The 21172-nt window shown below is 41.6% G+C and carries 21 protein-coding genes; 15 read left to right on the plus strand and 6 right to left on the minus strand.

Features of this window, described 5'->3' with window-relative positions; genetic code table 11:
* Positions 1–193 precede the first annotated feature (193 nt).
* The 4 genes from IM676_RS15180 to IM676_RS15195 all read left to right on the plus strand — a co-directional run bounded on the left by IM676_RS15180 (position 194) and on the right by IM676_RS15195 (position 3431).
* Positions 194–1405, plus strand: coding sequence for an RNA-guided endonuclease InsQ/TnpB family protein (locus IM676_RS15180; protein ID WP_200987661.1), 1212 nt, complete (start codon positions 194–196; stop codon positions 1403–1405).
* Between the two features lie 63 nt (positions 1406–1468).
* Positions 1469–1903 (plus strand): hypothetical protein, encoded by a 435-nt coding sequence (locus IM676_RS15185; RefSeq protein WP_200987662.1) that lies wholly within the window; start codon positions 1469–1471, stop codon positions 1901–1903.
* Between the two features lie 34 nt (positions 1904–1937).
* Positions 1938–2507: a TIGR04376 family protein gene (locus IM676_RS15190; RefSeq protein ID WP_200987663.1), complete on the plus strand. Its 570-nt coding sequence runs from the start codon at positions 1938–1940 to the stop codon at positions 2505–2507.
* A 348-nt stretch (positions 2508–2855) separates the two neighbouring features.
* Positions 2856–3431: an ABC transporter permease gene (locus tag IM676_RS15195; protein WP_200987664.1), complete on the plus strand. Its 576-nt coding sequence runs from the start codon at positions 2856–2858 to the stop codon at positions 3429–3431.
* Positions 3432–3448: 17 nt separating this feature from the next.
* Here IM676_RS15195 and IM676_RS15200 read toward each other — a convergent pair whose 3' ends face one another.
* Both IM676_RS15200 and acsF read right to left on the minus strand, forming a co-directional pair.
* The gene (locus IM676_RS15200; RefSeq protein ID WP_200990054.1) at positions 3449–4849 is read right to left on the minus strand and encodes a collagen-like protein; all 1401 of its coding nucleotides are present in this window, start codon (positions 4847–4849) and stop codon (positions 3449–3451) included.
* A 140-nt stretch (positions 4850–4989) separates the two neighbouring features.
* Entirely contained in the window at positions 4990–6066 is a 1077-nt protein-coding gene (gene acsF, locus IM676_RS15205) for a magnesium-protoporphyrin IX monomethyl ester (oxidative) cyclase (RefSeq protein WP_200987665.1), read from the minus strand.
* Between the two features lie 352 nt (positions 6067–6418).
* Between acsF and IM676_RS15210 the strand changes: the two genes are divergently transcribed.
* Positions 6419–7293 (plus strand): IS630 family transposase gene (locus IM676_RS15210; RefSeq protein WP_200986959.1). Its coding sequence is split into 2 segments (ribosomal slippage): positions 6419–6748 and positions 6751–7293, totalling 873 coding nucleotides; the frame shifts between segments, so codons are not numbered across the junction.
* Positions 7294–7821: 528 nt separating this feature from the next.
* A complete protein-coding gene (locus IM676_RS15215) occupies positions 7822–8319 on the plus strand; it encodes a TM2 domain-containing protein (protein ID WP_200987666.1) in 498 nt (165 codons plus the stop codon).
* Here the strand turns inward: IM676_RS15215 and IM676_RS15220 are convergent.
* The 3 genes from IM676_RS15220 to thrC all read right to left on the minus strand — a co-directional run bounded on the left by IM676_RS15220 (position 8316) and on the right by thrC (position 10591).
* Positions 8316–8867: a DUF2996 domain-containing protein gene (locus tag IM676_RS15220; RefSeq protein WP_404799847.1), complete on the minus strand. Its 552-nt coding sequence runs from the start codon at positions 8865–8867 to the stop codon at positions 8316–8318. The two genes, IM676_RS15215 and IM676_RS15220, sit on opposite strands and share 4 nt — an antisense overlap.
* 55 nt (positions 8868–8922) lie before the next feature.
* Positions 8923–9198 (minus strand): MoaD/ThiS family protein, encoded by a 276-nt coding sequence (locus IM676_RS15225; RefSeq protein WP_200987668.1) that lies wholly within the window; start codon positions 9196–9198, stop codon positions 8923–8925.
* A gap of 88 nt (positions 9199–9286) precedes the next feature.
* Positions 9287–10591 (minus strand): threonine synthase, encoded by a 1305-nt coding sequence (gene thrC / locus IM676_RS15230; RefSeq protein ID WP_200987669.1) that lies wholly within the window; start codon positions 10589–10591, stop codon positions 9287–9289.
* Between the two features lie 325 nt (positions 10592–10916).
* Between thrC and IM676_RS15235 the strand changes: the two genes are divergently transcribed.
* The 3 genes from IM676_RS15235 (at position 10917) to IM676_RS15245 (ending at position 13666) form a co-directional block, all read left to right on the plus strand.
* Positions 10917–11360: a DUF2267 domain-containing protein gene (locus IM676_RS15235; RefSeq protein ID WP_200987670.1), complete on the plus strand. Its 444-nt coding sequence runs from the start codon at positions 10917–10919 to the stop codon at positions 11358–11360.
* Positions 11361–11408: 48 nt separating this feature from the next.
* Positions 11409–11786 carry a DUF2267 domain-containing protein gene (locus IM676_RS15240; RefSeq protein WP_200987671.1) on the plus strand — a complete coding sequence of 126 codons (378 nt, stop codon included), beginning with the start codon at positions 11409–11411 and terminating at the stop codon, positions 11784–11786.
* A gap of 230 nt (positions 11787–12016) precedes the next feature.
* Entirely contained in the window at positions 12017–13666 is a 1650-nt protein-coding gene (locus IM676_RS15245; protein ID WP_200987672.1) for an alpha-keto acid decarboxylase family protein, read from the plus strand.
* A 60-nt stretch (positions 13667–13726) separates the two neighbouring features.
* Here IM676_RS15245 and IM676_RS15250 read toward each other — a convergent pair whose 3' ends face one another.
* Positions 13727–14353: a J domain-containing protein gene (locus tag IM676_RS15250; protein ID WP_200987673.1), complete on the minus strand. Its 627-nt coding sequence runs from the start codon at positions 14351–14353 to the stop codon at positions 13727–13729.
* A 289-nt stretch (positions 14354–14642) separates the two neighbouring features.
* Here IM676_RS15250 and psbP point away from each other — a divergent pair, with 289 nt between their 5' ends.
* The 6 genes from psbP to IM676_RS15280 all read left to right on the plus strand — a co-directional run bounded on the left by psbP (position 14643) and on the right by IM676_RS15280 (position 21162).
* Positions 14643–15188, plus strand: a complete 546-nt coding sequence (gene psbP, locus IM676_RS15255; protein WP_200987674.1) for a photosystem II reaction center PsbP — start codon at positions 14643–14645, stop codon at positions 15186–15188.
* 103 nt (positions 15189–15291) lie between these two features.
* Positions 15292–15888 (plus strand): Maf family protein, encoded by a 597-nt coding sequence (locus tag IM676_RS15260; protein ID WP_200987675.1) that lies wholly within the window; start codon positions 15292–15294, stop codon positions 15886–15888.
* 116 nt (positions 15889–16004) lie between these two features.
* Entirely contained in the window at positions 16005–16745 is a 741-nt protein-coding gene (locus IM676_RS15265; RefSeq protein WP_200987676.1) for a phycocyanobilin:ferredoxin oxidoreductase, read from the plus strand.
* Between the two features lie 871 nt (positions 16746–17616).
* Complete coding sequence (locus IM676_RS15270; RefSeq protein WP_200987677.1) at positions 17617–19056, plus strand: HlyD family efflux transporter periplasmic adaptor subunit; 1440 nt, start codon at positions 17617–17619, stop codon at positions 19054–19056.
* Positions 19057–19143: 87 nt separating this feature from the next.
* Positions 19144–20298 (plus strand): ABC transporter permease DevC, encoded by a 1155-nt coding sequence (devC, locus tag IM676_RS15275; protein ID WP_200987678.1) that lies wholly within the window; start codon positions 19144–19146, stop codon positions 20296–20298.
* A gap of 150 nt (positions 20299–20448) precedes the next feature.
* Complete coding sequence (locus IM676_RS15280; RefSeq protein WP_200987679.1) at positions 20449–21162, plus strand: DevA family ABC transporter ATP-binding protein; 714 nt, start codon at positions 20449–20451, stop codon at positions 21160–21162.
* The last annotated feature ends 10 nt before the right edge of the window (positions 21163–21172 follow it).

Raw genomic sequence — 21172 nt, forward strand, 5'->3', positions numbered from 1 at the left:
GATAATTTAGTTCCAGAAGTCCGGGATCTGTGGGGTATTGAAAAACTTTGCTGATTTTGTAGTCAAGTATGCCCAATTATTGACTTATGTATGCTATAATGGATATAGGTCGATTTTACAATTTAACTAATGAAGCTTTCGGAATACGCAAAGTCAATAGGCGTCAGTTACAAGACTGCATGGAGAATGATGAATGCAGTTAGTTGAAAAGCACGTTATTAAACAAGGACATAGGTTTTATCAAGAGATTGATCAGCTATGTTTCTTATCAAAAAACCTGTACAACGTTGGTAACTACCTTATTAGACAAACTTTTATTAACAGCAATGAAAGCTTGAGTTATTACGACATCCAAAAACAACTTCAATCATCTGTAGATTACAAAGCTTTACCAAGTAAAGTTAGTCAACAGGTCTTGATGGTCTTAGATAGGAACTGGAAGTCATTTAAAGAAGCTTTGAAATCTTGGTTTGAAAACCCGTCTAGATTTTTAGGTAAACCAAAATTACCTAAATATAAACACAAAACTAATGGGAGAAATATAGTTATTTACACCAAACAAGCCTTATCAAAACCCGCATTAGAACGAGGGGTTATTAAACCAAGCAAAACAAACATCGAGTTGCTTACTAAGTCAGTAAATATAGCTCAGGTGAGGATTGTCCCTAAGCTTGACCATTACGTGATTGAAGTGGTTTACAACAAAGAAGTTGAGCCAGCATCAATTGACCTTAATAAGATTGCAGCAATTGATTTAGGGCTTAGTAACTTAGCTACTGTAACTTTTAATCAAGCCGGGATAGCCCCGCTCTTGATAAATGGCAGTCCACTAAAAGCTATGAACCAATTCTTCAACAAACAAAAAGCTAACTGGCAATCAATAATCGGTACTGGTACAACCAAACGGATACAAAAACTCTGTACTAAGCGCCACCACAAAGTTGATGATTACATGCACAAAGCAAGTAGGTTTATTATTAATAAACTCCTAGAGCTCGGTGTAGGTACTTTGGTTATAGGCAAAAACGAAACCTGGAAGCAAGAAATCAATATAGGTAGCCGTAATAACCAAAACTTTGTACAAATTCCTCATTCACTATTTATTAATAAGTTGACGTACAAAGCAGAGTTAATAGGAATCAAAGTTTTGGTCACAGAAGAAAGCTACACCTCTAAAGCTAGCTTTTTAGATTTAGATAATATCCCTACTTATCAAGAAGGTGTTAAACACACATTTAGTGGTAAGAGAATAATTCGAGGTTTGTACAAATCTGCTGATGGCAGGATGATTAACGCTGATGTTAATGGATCCTATAACATCATGAGAAAAGCAGTCCCAAATGCTTTTGCAAATGGGATAGAGGGCATTGTAGTTTGTCCAGTGAAAGTAAAACTTCCGAACTAATGATTTGGATATTTGTCCATATTATTAGCAACTATAATCTAGCCAAGAGGATAAAAAACATATATGAATTCAACCCCAACTAGTCAGAGTGACCAGGAAACCATCAACCCAGACCTTACACCTTTAGAGCAGCCAGAACCTTGGGCTTTTGTTGTTCATGACAATAATGTCACCATTGGAGGGCATACTTTTTTGTGTATTGATGGTCAACACCTCAAGGACTACAAAAACAAGGGCGTATCTACTAGCAAGATTGTTGATGGTAGACTAGTGCTACAAGTCCTCAAAGGACCGGATGAGAAAAGGGCTAGAACCTTACTCTCTGTAGTCGGTGAACTCACCCCAGAAAAAAAGGTGATTAAGTTGGATAGACCTAAGAAAATGGTGGAAGTGCATGACCCTGTAAGTTATGCTGCTTACTTACAAGGTAATCCCCAAGAGTTTACTAATGTAGTCCGTATGATTACTGGCTTTATCATCCATCCAAATCTAGAATAGAATAAATACATTCACAACTTCTGGAGTTTTTCCCGTGGGCTTATTTGATGATTTGAGTCGGTTTCTAGAAGACCGTTTAGAAGAATTCTTGCGTAATAATCCCCATCTGGAATTAGAAGCGCTGTTAGAACAGTTGCGACAGCAAGAAGAAGATACTTTAAAACTGATTGCAGATTTAAAATTACAAGAAAAGCGATCGCAAGATCAAATCCTATCCACCGCCCAAGAAATTCAGCGTTGGCACATCCGGGTACAAAAAGCTCAAAATGCAGGTAGACCGGATTTAGCCGCAGCAGCACAAGCAAGGGAAGCCGCCCTATTACGGGAAGGTAACCAGCGCTGGGGACAAATGCAGGGGTTAAAAGAACGCATCACCCAATCTCAAGAACTACTGCGGAAAATTCAAGCCCGCCGTCAGGAGGTACAAGCCAAAGCCACGGAAGCCCAAACAGCCCGCGCTCAAAGCCAGCAGCACTTCAAAACCGATGGGTGGTGGAATTCTACTAGCAATTATACCACAGGATTCGACGATTTAGAAGAAAAATTTCGCCGTTGGGAAACTGAAGACGAGTTAGAACAAATGAAACGTAATTTAAACAAATGATTTGCTGTTATTGATCAGTGACCATTCACTAGGTCACTGATATTATTCTTATTAGCTTTGGATTATTGGCATCCCCAATGTGAATTATGGAAATTTTATTTAGTTTTTTAACTCATCATTTAATTACTAATATACTTAATATAGCATTTCCCATGCTCGTGAGGTACAAAGTTGTTTAGTTTCAGGGAACAGGGAACACCGGAACAGGGAATAGGCAATTGATGTGTACTTCATCAGCCTGAAAAAGGCTTTATCACCGGGGTTTAATATCTTAACTACCCTTGTTCTATGCGCTGTTGTTTCTTATCGCCACAGTATTTACCAGACGTTCAAAATCACCACTGAGGCATGGAATCCCCCATATTTTTAGATGTCTTAGCTAGCCTGCAAAAGTTATTTGTAGGTTACATTCCCTCCGCTATTTTAGGTAGCGTAGTGGGATATTTGATAAGTATAAATACACCCATTTATCAAGTATGTAAGCGGTTATTCCAGATACCACATAGTATCCCTCCTCTAGCCTTACTACCGATCGCCCTTATAGTATTTGGAAATAATACCGAACCAGCAACCATAGTTATAGTTTTCCTGAGCACACTTTGGTCTATGATTATTAATACCGCCATAGGTATGCAACATTTCCATAAACAGGGTAATAACTTTCGAGTGGCCATCTTTCATATATTTCATGCTTTAAAAGTTGGAGTTTGGGTAGCTTGGTTTACAGTTATTGCCACAGAAATGGTCATAGGACCAAAAGGACTAGGATTTCTGGCTTGGAGTGCTTATAAAGCTGGTAACACCAATTATATAATTGACGCAATATTGTACATTGGTATTATTGGCTTTTTGCTGGATCAATTGTTAGATTTAGCCAGCGGTCTCCTGGTGCAGATTGTTTCAGACGGGAAAAAAGCCCCTTAAATTTTCAGTTAAATGGGTTACCGGATCAAACCTTGCCAAGTAATTGTCTGCTTTGTGGAACGTTCCCCCAAAGAGCGAGTAGCCACTACCTCAATATCAACCTGTGTTCCTGGGCGTAGAACATCCTTGGGAATCTTTAACTTACCCAAAGCTAAGATAAAACGGTTATGGTCACGGGTGACAAATTCACTGGGAATCTTTCCCTCATATTCAGTTGTGTAATTAGGGAAGTCAGCAAACCTATCTCCTACCCGGAATTTTACCTGAAATTCAGTGGCAATTACTTCCGACTGAGCCGCTAAATCTACTATTTTTAATTTGAGGTTTTCCCCAGCATCAGCAAATTCTGCCACTGCTAACCTGGTGACATCCCTTTGGGGTATAGCATGGTTAACAGTAAATGTGGTCAGATCAGGGTCAGTTTTATAGCTACCTTCAACCCATAAATCATCAGGGAAGGTAATTTTTACCTGTTTGCTATCAGTTAAACTCACTATGACAGGTTGACGATCAAACCCAGAAATGGGTTGTTTCTCCGGCCAAATCAGTTGAAAATCAACTTCTAGACGCTGTTCAAATTCCCGATATTCATCAGCTATGACAGAACCAGGAGCCAGGAGAGAAGCAGCACCCCGGCGCAGGTTCCACTTATTTTTGGTAAGTTGATACTGCTGAGTGGTCAGCTGTTCTATTGGGAGTTGTAGCTGGTAATTCTCCACTGCTAAGGGTTCCTTGCTGTTAATAATACTCAAGGTTCCTAGGCGGCCTCTATCTCCATTCCTACCATTTATACCATAACTCCCAGTGCCGCCATCATAACACTGATAACGCTTCTTGGTGCATTTATAATCTGGTTTACCACGGGTTCCTGTACAGGTTTCTATCTCCCAACTGCGTCTATGACATCTACAACCCAATGCACCCCTACCACCCCGGCCACCTCTTCCACCTTCTCCAGGGGTACTATTAACAAAAATTGACCGCAAATCTGCAATATCTGTGTAATAAACAGTCAGTGAGCCACCATTCCCGCCATTTCCGCCCCTACCGCCGTTCCCCCCTCTACCGCCATTTGGTGCGTGAATATCACGGCTAGTATTCCTGGTATTCCTATTGTCGCGATCGCAAGAGGGTCTATGGCCATCACCACCGTCTTCCCCATCTTCTCCATTTTCTCCCCACAGGTTAAGCTTGAGTGATGAACTATCGACAAGAATAGTTTGATTCCCAGCGTCACGACCATTGCGCCCGGGTCGGCCATTTATACCACTGTTCCCATCTCTGGGATAACCTCTACTGACACGATCGGATTTTACAGCAATAGCTGGACATAAAACTGAGCCAGAGGCAGGTAACAAGCTAGTCAACAAGCAAAATGTCACCAGCAGTGGGAGCTTAGTACTAAAACCTTGAGCAATCACGGTATACCTCCCTGGTATTACTCCGTGATGACGTTTTTCAGCTAAATTTGCTCCCAGTCTTTCATAAAAAAAGTGGTTCTGTAGATCACAAAACCACAAAACCACAAAATTTCCCAAACAAAAATTAATTAACTCACCTAACGAACTGCGCCATGGGTAGAAACAGTATCAATGGGTTTCATTAAGTACAAACGCAAAAACTGCCACCCATGAGAGATATAAATGGGCAGTTTTTGGAAGAATTGTAAGAATTTGGGCGTTTTGGAGTTGGCGATCGCAGTTAATTTTTCATTATTCTGGATACACACATCTAAACGCTGATAAAACTCAGGATTATCTACATCCAGCATCAAGGGGAAGACTCGACCCGCATTTTCATTGGTCTTTTTAATCACATAGATGTCGTATTCTCGTGCATCCAGACCAATAGAAGCATAAAAATCTTTACGCTGAATATCATTGAGATACATAGTAGCAAACACTGACAACAAGAAAAAGCGGCTCCACAGCTTGGCTTTCCAATCGTTCAACATTTGCGGCTGCGATCTCATAATAGCGTCAAAGAAATCCCCATGACGGTTTTCATCTTGACACCAGTTTTCAAAGAACCGGAAAATTGGGTAGATTCTATCTTCAGGATTTGCTTCTAAATGACGATAAATAGTGATATAGCGCCAATAACCAATTTTTTCTGAAAGATAAGTAGCGTAGAATATGAATTTTGGCTTAAAAAAGGTATAAGCGCGGCTCTTAGTCAAAAAGCCCAAATCTAGGGACAGATTGAAGTCTGACATAGCTTTGTTCAAAAACCCTGCATGACGAGCTTCATCTCGCGACATGAGGTTAAAGCACTCAGCTAATACGGGGCTTTTTCCCTTTAAACGGCGACCCAGTTCTTTGTACAGTAAAAATCCCGAAAATTCTGCTGTACAGGAACGTTCTAGGAATTCCACGAATAATCGGCGAGTTTCCCCGTCAATATGCTCCCAGGATTGCTCAAACTCCCCATCTCTAACGAAGTGATGGCGGTTGTAGTCAGCACGGAACTCTTCTAGGATGGCTTGTAACTCGTCTTCATTGATGGAGATGTCCATCTTAGCCATCTCATCAAAATCAGTGGTGTAAAAACGGGGTGTTAATAGGGTTTCTTTAGCCGGGACTTTTACCCCTGGACGGATTTCTTCAAAGCCTGGTTTTTTGAGGGAATCTACCATGTTTTAATTGCTCTTTTGTCTTTAGGATCTTGAGTACAAAGCCTATACCAATTTTTTTGTCAATGTGAGAATACATCCGGGTGTCCAGATGATTATATCTGTTACACATTCTGAGTCAATTGGTATGGGGGTCATGCTCTCGCAAGGCGCAGGAGACCAGAATAGTTTATTTGTATAAAGTTCAGTCTACCAACATGCAGCCCAGAATTTAGTATATAAAAAGTTAAGAGTTGCAACAATATTTGCTGCTGGGAGGAACTAATCATCAGCAATTATAGCAACCGCCAAGGTAATTTAAGCATAAACTATAAGTAGTCCCTTTTCATGTGAAGCGATCGCTTGCTACAGGTATATGCCCAAGCCGTACAGTTACGACCTTCGTCAAAAAGTAATCCAAGCGATTGAACTCGATGGCTTGAAGAAAACTCAAGCCAGTCAAATGTTTAATATTAGTCGCAACACCATCACCCTATGGTTGAAGCGAAAAACCGAAACGGGGGACTTCCAAGCCTTGCCTAATCAGCGTCCTGGGAATGGTCACAAAATTACCGATTGGGAAAAATTTCGTGAGTTTGCTTCCGTACATGGCGATAAAACCCAAGTAGAGATGGCCTCACTTTGGCCTGAAGAAATTAGCGATCGCACAATCTCAAGAGCTTTGAAAAAAATTGGTTTTACGCGAAAAAAAAGACTTATGGCTACCGTGAGCGCGATGAGGTCAAACGACAGGCTTTCGTAACGCAGTTGTCTGAGTTACCTGTGGAGAAGATTGTATACCTCGATGAGTCAGGAATGGACAACCGAGACCAGTATGATTACGGTTGGAACTCAAAAGGACAGCGCTTCCATGCACTTAAATCAGGTCGTCGTGAAGGTCGGGTGAACATAATTGCCGCGCTGTGTAACCATAAGCTGATAGCTCCTTTCACTGTTGAGGGTGCGTGTAATCGAATAGTATTTGAGACTTGGCTTGAAGCTTGTTTGCTTCCCACACTCAAACCAGGACAGGTTGTGGTGATGGATAATGCCACATTTCATAAAGGTGGGCGCATTCAACAACTGATTCAGTACGCAGGGTGTGAAGTGCTGTACCTACCACCTTATTCTCCAGACCTGAATCAGATTGAAAAATGTTGGTCTTGGTTAAAAAGTCGAATCCGCAAAAAACTTGAGCGGTTTGATTCTTTACGAGATGCCATTGAGGATGTCTTGCTTTTTGCGTCCTAACCTCCTTGGCGGTTGCTATAGTAGTCAAACCAATTAATATTCCCTATCTTCGTGAATGAGTTTGTTAGAGGATGTTTGTCAAGTCATGATTAGTGTATCAACTATTGCTTGACCCCACCCTAACCCTCCCCTTATAAGGGGAGGGGACTGGATTTTATTGTTTTTTGTGTGTTCACCAATCCTTCCCTGTTCCCTGCTCCCTGCTCCCTGCTCCCTGCTCCCTGCTCCCTGCTCCCTGCTCCCTGTTCCCTGTTCCCTGTTCCCTATTCCCCATTCCCTAACATAAAAATTACCTGTTGAAAACTTATCAAACATCCTCTTAGAGTGTTGTTAGAATAGCAAACACATAATGATCATTGGACAAATCTCTGTGATTCAATTAAATACAGTTACTTCTACTACAAATAATTAAGTATTATTCCTGAATTTGTCCCCCGTTATATCAATGATTGGATTGAATCATACCCTTAAATTACCCCTGCTCACCTGGAAGTAAATTAACATCAAATTTGAAGGCTGGAAAATAAGATGAATCCTCAGAAAAATCAGCATAATGACCGTCTTCTTGTCTCCTATATCCTCAGTGCAGGGTTGTTTTTTGGCTTAGGAGGATTGCATCGTTTATACAACGGCAAAATCGGAACTGGTCTTGTGTGGCTGTTTACCGGGGGTGTATTTGGTATAGGGCAATTTGTAGATTTGTTACTCATCCCCAATATGGTTGATGAATATGAACAGAAACTCAGAGCTAAAGCGGGTTTGTCTCCCATGGGTGTACCTATGAATCAACAGGCGATCGCCGAGCAAGTCCATCACCCCACTGGTGAGCAATTAATGATTGCATTGCTTCGCGCCGCTGAAGCCAAGGGTGGTAGTTTAACCGTTACTCAAGGTGTAAGTGCCACAGGCGCAGGCTTTGCAGAAGTAGAAGCTACACTTAAGGAAATGTTAAAATCAGGTTATGTCAGAATAGATAACAACCCCATTACTGGGGCTGTCACCTACCACTTTGATGAACTGAACTAATTTCTACCTAGCCACTTTTGACCGTTTAAACGCTGCACTAAACCAAATACCAAAAGGTCTAGTGTAATTTTGCGCTCATCAATTAGGAATGACTCCAGGGTGCTAGGTTTTTTACCCTCGTTACAGGAAAATCCCTTTTTGCCAGTGATGCTTTCCTCTGGGAAGTATACATTAAACTGACGCTGGCCATTTTGCCAACTACCGATAACTTGCCAACACTCTTCTGCTGACTGAAAGCCCGCGATGGGAAGTTTCTGTTTAGCAAAGGACAGCTGTAAGTCTTCTACACCTTGCTCGGCGATCGCCTTTTGCAAAGTTGGTAAGTAGTGCTGCTGCATAAACTCCACAAAGGGCTTATCTTCCACAGCGGGGGGTTTTTCCTTTTTCGCTGCTTTCGCTGGGGGTTTTTCGGCTTTGGGGGCTACTTCTCCCCCTTGATTTTGACTCTTTTCTTCTGCCATTGCTCTGGTCAATCCTTTGTCTAGCTTTGGGAGCGATCGCTCGGTTTTTCGTGGTCGGTTAACTTCATTTTGACATAGGACAGCCAGGCGATCGCTGTCAACTCAACCTGGTATGCACCCCCAATGACTAGTCACTAGCTAATCAACCACCAGCCACCGCTGGGACAATACTCACCTCATCCCCATCTTTCAGGGGTGTATTTATCCCATCTAAAAACCGGATATCTTCACTATTCACATAGAAATTGAGAAACCGTCGCGCCTGTCCTTTCTCATCGCACAACCGGGATTTTATCCCTGGACATTTTTCCTCTAGAGAATCGAACAGCTCTGACACATTACTACCAGTACAAGTCAGGGTAGCTTGGTTATTAGTAAATTTTTGTAGGGCGGTGGGAACTAAAACTGTAACAGCCATAGAACTAAAAATTTCCGAGTGAATAATAGAGTTAAGAGTGCAGCTAGGAATTGAAAGTGAGAAAAAACCCTTAACTCACAACTTCTAACTAAACTAGAACTTGTTGCCATTCCAAGCGGTCAAGTGTGCGAGAGCGCTCTAAAGCACGTTCAAAACTATCGAGTTTAGCATCAATTGTCAAAGGTTCACCGACGTAACCTTGAACTGCTTCTTGGGTTTTCAAACCATTGCCGGTAATGTAAACCACGGTAGTTTCATCAGGGTCAATCTTACCAGCTTCGACTAATTTTTTCAGCACAGCCACGGTTGTCCCCCCTGCTGTTTCTGTAAAAATACCTTCAGTTTCTGCTAATAGCTTGATGCCTTCAATAATTTCTGCATCATTAACCGATTCTATATTACCGCCAGTCTTTTGGGCAATTTCTACCGCATAAATCCCATCGGCTGGGTTACCAATGGCGATGGATTTGGCAATTGTATTTGGTTTGACCGGTTTAATAAAGTCGCGACCTTCTTTGAAGGCTGCGGCGATGGGTGAGCAACCTTCCGCTTGAGCGCCACTAAAGCGGACATTCTTACCTTCTACTAAACCGACTTCTACAAATTCTTGGAAACCTTTATAAATTTTTGTAAATAAAGAACCAGAAGCTAGGGGGGCAACAATGTGATCTGGTAGTTCCCAGCCTAATTGTTCTGCTACTTCAAAGCCGAGGGTCTTGGAACCTTCAGAATAATATGGACGGAGATTGATATTGACAAAACCCCAACCGTGTGTATTAGCAACTTCCGAGCAGAGACGATTTACCTGATCGTAGTTACCCTTAACTGCCATCAGTGTGGGACTGTAGATTAAGCTGCCTAGAATTTTACCAGCTTCTAAATCTGCGGGGATGAATACACAACAATCTAAACCAGCATGGGCGGCGATCGCCGCTGTAGAATTTGCCAAGTTACCAGTGCTAGCACAGGACACGGTACTAAAACCCAATTCCCGCGCCCGACTCAGAGCCACTGACACCACCCGATCCTTAAAGCTCAGGGTGGGCATATTCACAGCATCATTTTTAATATAAAGCTTATTGAGACCCAGGCGACGAGCCAACCTGTGGGAACGTACCAGGGGAGTCATACCTGTTCCCACATCTATCACATTGTCAGTTGCGACGGGCAAAAAGGGACGGTAGCGCCAAATAGAGTTGGGCCCAGCGGCGATTTTTTCACGAGTCACACTCAGGCGTAACTCACTGTAGTCATACTTAACTTCCAGTGGACCAAAGCATAACTCACAAACATGACTGGCTTTAAGTTCGTATTCCGCACCACATTCTTTACACTTTAAAGCTTTTAAAGTCGAGGTTGTTGATTGGGTATCTTTGGTGATTGCCTGAGTCATAAATGAAGCCTTCCCTGTTTTGTCAGTCAACTGTCGCTTGATGCTAACACGACTCAAAATACCCGTCAAACATACCCGACTTTTTTTGTCGGGTATTTTGGTGTAATTAATATCACAGTATGTTTTAACAGGGAAAAAATCCCTGAGATAGAGCAGTAAATCACCAATGACACCCCATTAGTCAGAGGAGAAAGAAATACTGACTAATTAGGATGGACTGGAGGACATAAACAGCCTTGAAATCTAATTGAGTTGGGTTGAGTCGGGACTTGTGGCCACATTCTCCACCCTTGCCAAATCAAGGCACTTGACAGGAGCGATCAATATGACAATGACAGGACTGGATATCTTTGATACGACAGTTCAAACGACAATCCCTTGGGTCAATGACCTGTGTAATAAACTGGGTTGGGAAAGTAAACACCAAGTCTTTCAAGCCTTGCGTTCCACATTGCACGCCCTGCGCGATCGCCTAACTGTACCAGAAGCAGCACATTTAGGAGCGCAGTTACCCATCCTCCTAGGGGGGTTTTATTACGAAAACTGGCGACCCGGAGCCACCCCCACCAAAGAAAGGAATAAAGAAGCATTTTTACAGCATATCCGTGATGACTTCCGCAGAACCGAGCCAGACATCGATGCCGAAACTGTAGTCCGTGCCGTATTCCAGCTACTAGCTGAACGTATCACCAGAGGCGAAATTGATGATGTCATCAATATGATGCCACCAGCTTTACGAGAACTCTGGCCTGAAGAAGTCCGAGTTTAATTTATTGACCAAATACCGAAGAATTATACAAATTCAACGAGGGACACAATGGAATATGAACAATTTCTCGATGCTGCAAGTCAGCTCCCTTTCATCCCAGATAGAGAAACAGCTGATGCAGCCGTCAAAGCAGTTCTGGGAATTTTAGCCAGCAAACTAGACGAAGAACAAGCACATCAACTCACCGACAACCTTCCTGAGCCTCTTAACTATCAAAGACTGCACTCCCACCAAGCTAGAAAACTGCCTATTTCTGCTGATGAGTACATTGCTGTGATTTGCGAACAATTCAAATTAGATGATATTCAAGCTAGTGAGCTAATTCAGGAAACTCTGCGAGTCACTAAAGAAGCTGTCAAAGACAAAATCCAGGAATTAACATCCCGCCTACCTGCTGACTGGAGCGCCTTAATTGAAGCCGCTTAGGAATGCTGCATAAAATACACAACCTCACCCCCAGAAATCACAGGTAAACAGGGGTGAGGGGCAATATTTTGATTTCCAGGCTATTCTCAAGTCATCTGTGTAAAACCCTAGCGCTATTAGATAGGAGTTTTAACCTCTGGCTCCTTTCTGGACTGAAATATCCAACCAAAAAGTCTGGACTATAAATATAATTAATTATTAAATTAATTAATAACTAATTTCCTGCTATCATGACCACAATTAGCGAATATTTATTTCATCGATTACACAGCCTCGGTGTTCAACATATATTTGGCGTTCCAGGAGATTATGTTTTAGATTTAATGGATGTTTTAACCCAAACTCCTATAAATTTAATTTGTAACTGTAATGAACTCAATGCCGGTTATGCAGCAGATGCCTATGCACGGGTTAAAGGTTTAGGTGCTGTTTGTATTACCTACGGTGTTGGTGGCTTTAGCTTAGTTAATGCTGTAGTTGGCGCTTATGCCGAAAGGGTTCCTCTGGTAGTAATTAGTGGTGCGCCTAACAGTTCGGTGAAGAAAACTAACTTGCTTCTACACCACACCACGGGAGACTATAATCTCCAACTGGCTATTATGGAAAAAATTACAGTTGCTGCTGTTAGCCTGACTATAGCCAGTCAAGCCGCAAATCAAATTGACCAAGCCCTGGCGGCTTGTCTTCACTACAAACGACCTGTTTATATTGAAATTCCCCAGGATTTAGTACATCAACCTTGCAATGTTCCCAAAAATCAACTCTGTTCCTCATTGAAGTTAACAACTCCAGAAACATTACCAGAAGCCTTAGAAGAAGCCGTAGAAGAAGCTGTAGAATTATTAAACAAAGCACAGCAACCCATAATTTTGGCGGGTGTGGAGTTTCATAGATTTAATCTAGAAAAGCAACTGTTGCAACTTTTAGCAACTACTGGTTACCCGGTAGCTACAACCATGCTGGGTAAATCTTGTATTTCTGAGATGCACCCCCAATTTATTGGCAATTATGTAGGTGCTTTGAGTCGAGAGAATGTGCGTCAACGCATCGAAACCGCTGACTGTGTATTGTGTCTAGGTGCGATTATGTCTGATATGAATTTGGGCATATATACAGCTCACCTGAATGAGTACAAGTTAATTAATGCTAACTCAGAGAAAGTCAAGATTAAGCATCATTTTTACCAACCTGTTTATCTGGGAGATTTCATTGATGGTTTAATTAACAAGCTACAGAAAAAAGACCCTCAAACTTTAGAATTTACCCCTGCTGCGGATGTCATCGCCACCAGTTTTACACCCCAACCTGAAAATAAACTGACCAATGGGCGGTTTTATGAACGCATGAACCATTTTCTAGAAGATGGTTGTATTGTCATTTCTGACACTGGAGATGCGATTATCTCCACAATGGATTTATTAATGCCTGAAGAAACAGATTTTATTGGCCAAGCCTTTTATTTATCCATTGGTTATTCTATCCCTGCTTGTTTGGGTGCTGCTATGGCTGATGGCGATCGCCGCCCCATAGTTTTTGTGGGGGATGGAGCTTTTCAAATGACTGCTCAAGAACTATCCACCATTATCCGCCATCAGCTAAACCCGATTATTTTCCTCATTAATAATGATGGTTATACCATTGAGCGGGTAATTAAAGATGGCCCTTATAATGATATCCAACCCTGGAAATATCATGAAATACCCCAAATCTTTGGCGAAAGTTGGAGTTGTGAAGTGTCTACAGAAGGGGAATTAGAAACAGCTTTAGCTCAAGCCAAGGTGAATACTGAATGTGTTTCTTTGATTGAAATTCACCTGGATAGGTTTGATTGTTCTGATGGACTAATGCGGCTAGGTGAAGCTATGAGTAATAAAGGATAAATGTAACATTAATACATCAGCAGAATTACTGAAGTATCTGCCATAAATCGACCTAGGGGGTTAAAAACAAAGCTGCTCTAATTTTTGGAAGTCCAACAAGACTTCCCGCCAGAGAGTCTGATTATTATGATCTGTGTTCAGAGCTTTTTTGAGATAAATTCTCGCTTTTAACAGTTGATTTTGGGACATTAAAACCCGTCCCCAGATTTGATAAGCAACGGCTTGCCATTGGCGAACTTCTTTGTCTGTGGGTAACCGTGCTGCTAAAGCTTCCACCAGGGCTATGGCTTGGGTAAATCTTTTTTCTTTAAGAAATCGTTGTATTTGCTCATAAGTCTTCCACTTCAGGCGCTGTTCTATTTCCGCAATATTAGGCGGCTTCCCTCTTGGGGGCTTTTCTAATCTAACGCTTGAGGTGGGAGGTTTTTGGGCAGGTCTGGATTTGATATGATTACGCCCGGACTTAGAAGCATTACTTGACGGAGGGGAGATATCCTCAGCAGAGACTACCGTTACAAGGAACTTATAAGCTTTTGTTAGGACAATAAACTTATCTTGAGTTGTGATGTCATGGGGATTAACATCGGGGTGATATTGCTGTGCCAATCGTCTGTAAGAGGCTTTGATGTCAGCCAAAGAAGCTCCTGACTTTAAACCCAATAATTTGTAGCACTTTTCAAGATCCATTGTGATCTATCAGCTATTAGCTTCCAATCTTAAAATTCTCACTATAAACACTAATTATATATTTATTAGTTCATATTGGACTGTTTTACCGGAATTTTAACCCCTGGAGTTAACCCCAGGGTCTTTAGTCATCACGAGCCGTAAAATTAGCATGAGTGCCTCCATGTATCCTAAACTGAGTTAAAGATTAAGGTGTGAGTCTCATAGCTCCCCCAAACCCCCTGACAAAGATAAAAACGAGAAATCAGGCTTGTCTGATTTTTTTTCCAGCCTAAAGGAATCTTAAGAAATGTGGAAAAGAATTGTATTTATTTTGCTATTAGTTTTGAGTATCAGCCTCAGTAATCCTGGTGTAGCTGCCGCAGCTGGGCTCAAAAGTTTTGTAGACTCCTATGATGGTTATGAGTTTTTATACCCTAATGGCTGGTTACAAGTTAAAGTTAACAATGGTCCTGATGTAGTCTTCCACGATTTGATAGAAATATCTGAAAATGTTTCTGTAGTTATTAGTCCCGTCCCTGATCGTCAAGATTTGACGGAATTGGGAACACCCACGGAAATAGGATACAAATTAGGAAAAGCGGTTCTTGCTCCCCCAGAGTCTGGTCGGTCTGCAGAGTTGGTCAATGCTTTGCAACGAGAATCTAATGGGAAAACATACTATATCTTAGAGTATGCGGTGAAACTGCCTAATATGGAAGACCGACATAATATCGCCAGTGTTGCTGTCAGCCGCGGTAAACTGTTTACCTTCAATGCCTCAATTCCCGAAAGACGTTGGCAGAAGGTTAAAGGCTTGATGGCAAATGTTGTCAATTCTTTCTCGGTGTATTAACAAGGGAATTTATACCCAACACTAAATACAACTGACTATGTATGGGGAGCAGTCATAGACCCAAGTCATCCTCCCCGCCAGCATTCTTTATAGCAAAAGTCTTATGACCACACCTCAATTTGTACTTGCTTCAGCTTCCCAAGCTCGCCACCGCTTGCTGCAAACCGTTGGGATGAAAGTGATAGTTAGACCTAGTGATTTTGATGAGTCCCAAATTCAAGTCCATGAACCGGCAAAATTAGTGCAACTTCTGGCACAACACAAGGCGGAAACTGTAGCCCCACAGTTTGAATCAGCTTTGATTATGGGTTGTGATTCGGTTTTGGCTGTGAATGGTAAGATTTATGGTAAGCCAGCCAATGATGGCGAAGCCATAGCCCGTTGGCAATTAATGCAAGGTCAATTTGGCGACCTGTATACAGGTCATGCCTTAATTGACCTCTGCCAACATCGGACTTTAATTAGGTGTCAGGTAACAAGAGTCTATTTTGCTACGATGAGCCAGCGGACAATTGCCGCCTATGTAGCTACGGGGGAACCTCTCAGGTGTGCTGGTGCTTTTGCTCTAGAGGGGTTTGGTAGTTTATTTGTGGAAAAAATCGCAGGTTGTCACAGTAATGTCATTGGACTGAGTTTACCTCTGCTGCGGCAGATGCTAGAAGATTTAGGATATGAGGTTAGTGATTTTTGGCATCATTAAACTGTAGTCCGGGACGGGAAACTAAAAAATCTTGGCTCAAGTTCCCAGACACCAGCCAAGTGCAACAGCAGAAGGTAGACTGACAATTGACCCTAGGATAGAATTTACTCAAAAAAATGTCATTTACCCCTGCTACTTCCCTGCGAGAACAACAACATCCCTTAATTCATCAACTGGCTGATGGGATTGAGGCTGTGTGGCACAAACACTTGGAACTATTACCTTACCAATTACCCGCTGAATTGGGTTATGTGGAGGGTAGATTAGAAGGCGAGAAACTAATCATAGAAAATCGCTGCTATCAAACCACCCAATTCCGCAAAATGCACTTGGAACTAGCAAGGGTGGGAACTATGCTGGATATTTTGCATTGTGTGATGTTTCCCCGTCCAGAATATGACTTACCAATGTTTGGTTGTGATTTGGTTGGGGGACGAGGTCAAATTAGTGCGGCGATCGCAGATCTATCTCCTGTAGACCTAAAAGGCAAGTTACCAGAATCATACAATACCAAACTCACAGCACTCACAGATGTCAATTTTTCCCAACCCCGTCAATTACCCGAATGGGGTCACATATTCTCGGAATTTTGCGTTTTTGTCCGTCCTGGTTCTCCAGAGGAGGAAAAAATGTTTCTCTCTCGTGTTCAAGAACTTTTAGAGATTCATTGTACTCAAGCCATAGCATCCAGCCCAGTTTCACCAGAAAAATCCCTGCAAATCCAAGCAGGACAAAAAGAATACTGTACCCAACAGCAGCAAAACGACAAAACCCGGCGGGTACTAGAAAAAGCCTTTGGTTCAGAGTGGGCTGAAAATTACATGACTAAGGTGTTATTCGACTTACCGTCAAGCTGAAAATATCACAGGGGAGATAATCTGTCAAGTCTTGTGAATCTCCCCATCTGTAGGTTCCGTTACCTTTTCTAATAATTAATCAATGTAGAATTTATGCAAAGAAACTTGAATGGAGTGAGACAACAGTAGCAAAGTGTGGAAATCTTGACCATATTAAGGAATAGGTAAAGAAACCTACTAATTATTTGACCAAAAAGTTAAGGAAACTGTAATGTTAGGAATTGCGTTTTTGACATATATTTGTCTTGGGTAGACTAGAATCATTTCCGAATCAAAACCTATATAAATAGGCTAGGTTGATCAGCCTGTGGTATAGTTTTGCATGGTGGAATCAAAGGTAGCCTATGGCTAGAAGTCATCATTGCTTATGCAGGGTTCTTGAGATCAAATTGGTAAGAATAAAACTCACTTTTTGAGCAGAAAATTTCTTTGATAAACTGTAAGTATAGCCGCGAATAAAATGCCAAAGCATTGAGATATTTTGCAGGGAAATAGGCGATCGCGTAATTATATTTACTAAATTTATGCCAGGCTGCAATCATCCATTCTATATAGTTAGCAGATCTAACTGATAATAATACAGCATCGGCGGTGCATCAGATAGTAGATTTTCAGCAATTATCAGCGTGCTAGTCAGTAAAAACTGTGGGATTAAATTTACAGCAGCTTTGCAGTAAATGAACTATACAAATTAATCCGATCAATATTGTCGATTCGGCATCCTTTCGGGGTATCTCACTGATAGGAAAGGCGCTGTCATCCCCATTTAAAAAAAGAGTGTCTTAATGACAAATTACCGGGTATCACCATCGCTGATTCACTTTTTTTATTTCTATAACCACAATTCAACAAACAGGCAAAATAAACAACCATGTCAAGGGTGACTGAGAAGCCAAGCTCAAGAGAGCTGCTACTGGAATCGGAACAACCTAAGATTTGGTGGGGTATTGCTGTAGCCTTACCAATTCTCATCGCTGCTGGGCTACTAACTACAGCTAAAGTAGAGCAACTAAAAAAAATCAGCTCTTCTGTACCCATCAAGCCAATGACTAACAGCATTAGCGCTGTGGGGCGTTTGGAACCAAAAGGACGGGTTTTAAAACTCTCAGCGCCTGCAGCTGGATTGCAATCTTCCTCACGGGTACAGCAAATTTTTGTGAGTGAAGGTGAACGGGTAAGAAAAGGTCAAATGGTGGCGATTTTAGACAACCATAACACCCAACTAGCAGCAGTGGAGGAAGCAAAAGCCAGACTACAAGAAGCGCGGGCTAATTTAGTTCAATTCAGAGTGGCTTCCCCCAGAGATGTTGAAGCTCAAACAGCAATTATTGCTCGTTTAGAAGCAGAGTTAAAGGGAGAAAAGGATGCTCAACAAGCGATGATTACTCGGATAGCAGCCCAGTTAAGTGGGGAAAAACTGGCGCTACAAGCAACAGTTAATCGTTTAGAAGCTGAACTCAGAGGACAACAAGCTAGTTTAACAGCAAGTATCCAACGTATTCAAGCCGAACAGCGCAACGCTGCAGTTGATGCTAGACGGTATGAGATGTTGTATCGAGAAGGTGCTATTTCCCAGCAAGAACGGGATAGAAGAAGACTCAGTGCGGTAACTTCTAATCAGCAAGTTATTGAAAGCCAAGCTACCCTGCGACAGGTAGAGGCGACTCTACGACAACAACTTGCTGAGGCCAGAGCTAACCAGGTAAAAACCATCACCACCTTGGAACAGCAGCTGGTGGAAGCCAAAGTCAACCGCGATAAAACCATCATGGCTTTGCAAAGTCAAATTGATGAACAAAAAGCCAGATTGAGGCGAGTTCAAGAATTCGGCCCTGCTGATATTCAAAGGGGAGAAGCTCAAGTTAGCAATGCTCTAGCTAATCTCAAAAGAGCAGAAGCAGAACTGAAATTAAGTTATGTGCAAGCGCCCATTGCTGGGGAAGTTTTAGCAGTACATACAAAATCAGGGGAAGCCATCAGCGCCAATGGTATTGCTGAGATAGGAGAAACTAATCAGATGACTGTTGTTGCTGAAGTCTCAGAAGACAGTATTGCTCAAGTGCGTATAGGTCAAACTGCTACTATCACTAGCGAAAATGGAGCATTTATTGGGGAATTAAAAGGAACTGTCACAGAAATTGGTAGAAAAATCGGCAAAAAGGACATCTTGAGTACTGACCCAGTAGCAGATGTAGACGCTAGAGTTGTCGAGGTCAGAATTGATCTGAATCCAGATGATAGTCAGCGAGTTTCTGGTTTTACCAATGCTAGAGTAATTAGCCAAATTAATAAAGGAGTCAGTTCTGATTGACCATTGACACCGATGTGTAAACAGAATGTAACACCTCAAAAATCTGCCCATCCCTAATTCCTTGAACAGCTTTCTGAATTACCCATAATGGCTCGTAAAATACCCCTGTCTTGGCTGCAATTGACGCGAGACAAAAGTCGCCTAGCTGTCGCTTTGGCAGGAATTGCCTTTGCTGATATTCTGATGTTTATGCAAATTGGTTTTCGGGATGCTCTCTATTATAGTAATGTGCGGTTACATAGTAGCTTAAATGGTGACATTGTCTTAATTAATCAACAATCTAATGCTTTATTAGCAATGGAACAATTTTCTCAAAGAAGATTGTATAAAGCTTTAGAATTACAAGCGGTAGAGTCAGTCCATCCGATATATTTGGATTATACAACCTGGAGGAATCCCATTACAGGTCGTCCTCGGAGTATTCTCATATTTGGCATGAATCCAGAATCGAATCTGTTCGATTTACCTGGTGTTCAAAGTAACTTGGAGCAATTGAAACAGCCTGATGTGGTTTTATTTGACCGTTCTTCTCGAGAAGAATATGGTCCGATTGCTGCACAATTCAAGAAAGGAAATACTGTATTTGCAGAAGTACAAAGAAGACGAGTTACAGTAGGTGGATTATTTACTTTAGGTACATCTTTTGGGGCGGATGGTAATTTAATTACCAGTGATGTTAATTTTCTGCGGATATTTAGAAACCGGCAAAGAGGATTGATTGATATTGGTCTGATTAGATTAAGATCAGGACAAAATCCTGATGATGTGGCTCAAAAATTGCGTCATCATTTACCTCCAGATGTCAATGTCTTAACGAAACAAGAGTTTATTGACTTTGAGCGCAATTACTGGGCAACTAGTACTGCTATTGGATTTATATTCAGTTTAGGTACGATTATGGGTTTTATAGTTGGTACTGTAATTGTTTATCAAATCCTTTATACTGAGGTGTCCGATCACTTGTCAGAATATGCAACTTTAAAGGCAATAGGTTATACACAAAAATACTTGTTGATGGTCATACTCCAAGAAGCATTTTTATTGGCTTGTTTAGGATATGTCCCGGGATGGATTTTTGCTATGTTCCTCTACTCTAGGGCTAGAGAAGCTACACTACTACCAATCTTTATGAGTTATAGTCGGGCAACAACTGTGTTAATTCTCACTATAGTTATGTGTTTTATCTCTGGTGCGATCGCGGTACGTAAGCTACGTTCTGCCGATCCAGCAGATATCTTTTAACACATAGCATCTCTTGATCAGAAAATAAATCTAAATTATCAATGTCTCTAGAGAAGTTTAGTTTATAATTTATAGTTAATATATATTGATTATTTACAGGCACTACAGTTACGTCTCGGAAACACTCACACCTAATTACTCACACAAAATATGAGAGAAGAACCTGTAATTGCTATAAAAAATCTCAATCACTACTATGGCAAAGGCGCACTCAGAAAACAAATTTTATTTGACATTAACCTAGAGATTTACCCAGGGGAAATTGTGATCATGACTGGTCCATCAGGTTCAGGTAAAACAACCTTACTGAGCCTGATTGGGGGTTTGCGGTCTGTACAAGAGGGAAGTCTCAAGTTTTTAAATATAGAGCTGTCTGGCGCTAGTCAAAATCAACTAGTACAAATCCGCCGTAACATTGGTTATATTTTTCAGGCTCACAATTTGTTGGGTTTCTTAAGTGCTAGACAAAATGTACAGATGGCGGTGGAATTGAATGATTATGTCACTTCCCAGGAGGCAATTTCTAAGTCAGAAGCCATGTTGAGTGCGGTGGGTTTAAAGGACAAAGTAAATTACTACCCAGAAAGCCTGTCTGGAGGACAAAAACAAAGAATCGCCATCGCCCGCGCCCTGGTCAATAATCCTCCATTGGTGCTAGCAGACGAACCGACGGCGGCTTTAGACAAACAATCAGGACGGGATGTGGTGGAAATCATGCAGGGTCTGGCTAAAGAACAAGGAACTTCTATCTTGCTAGTGACTCACGATAACCGTATCTTAGACATAGCCGATCGCATTGTGGAAATGGAAGATGGTCTTTTAGCCCGTGATTCTCAAACAGTAATTAACAGTGACAAGCATTAATTTGGTTTCC

The organism is Anabaenopsis elenkinii CCIBt3563, from assembly GCF_015245355.1.
In the GTDB taxonomy this organism is placed as follows: Bacteria; Cyanobacteriota; Cyanobacteriia; order Cyanobacteriales; family Nostocaceae; genus Anabaenopsis; species Anabaenopsis elenkinii.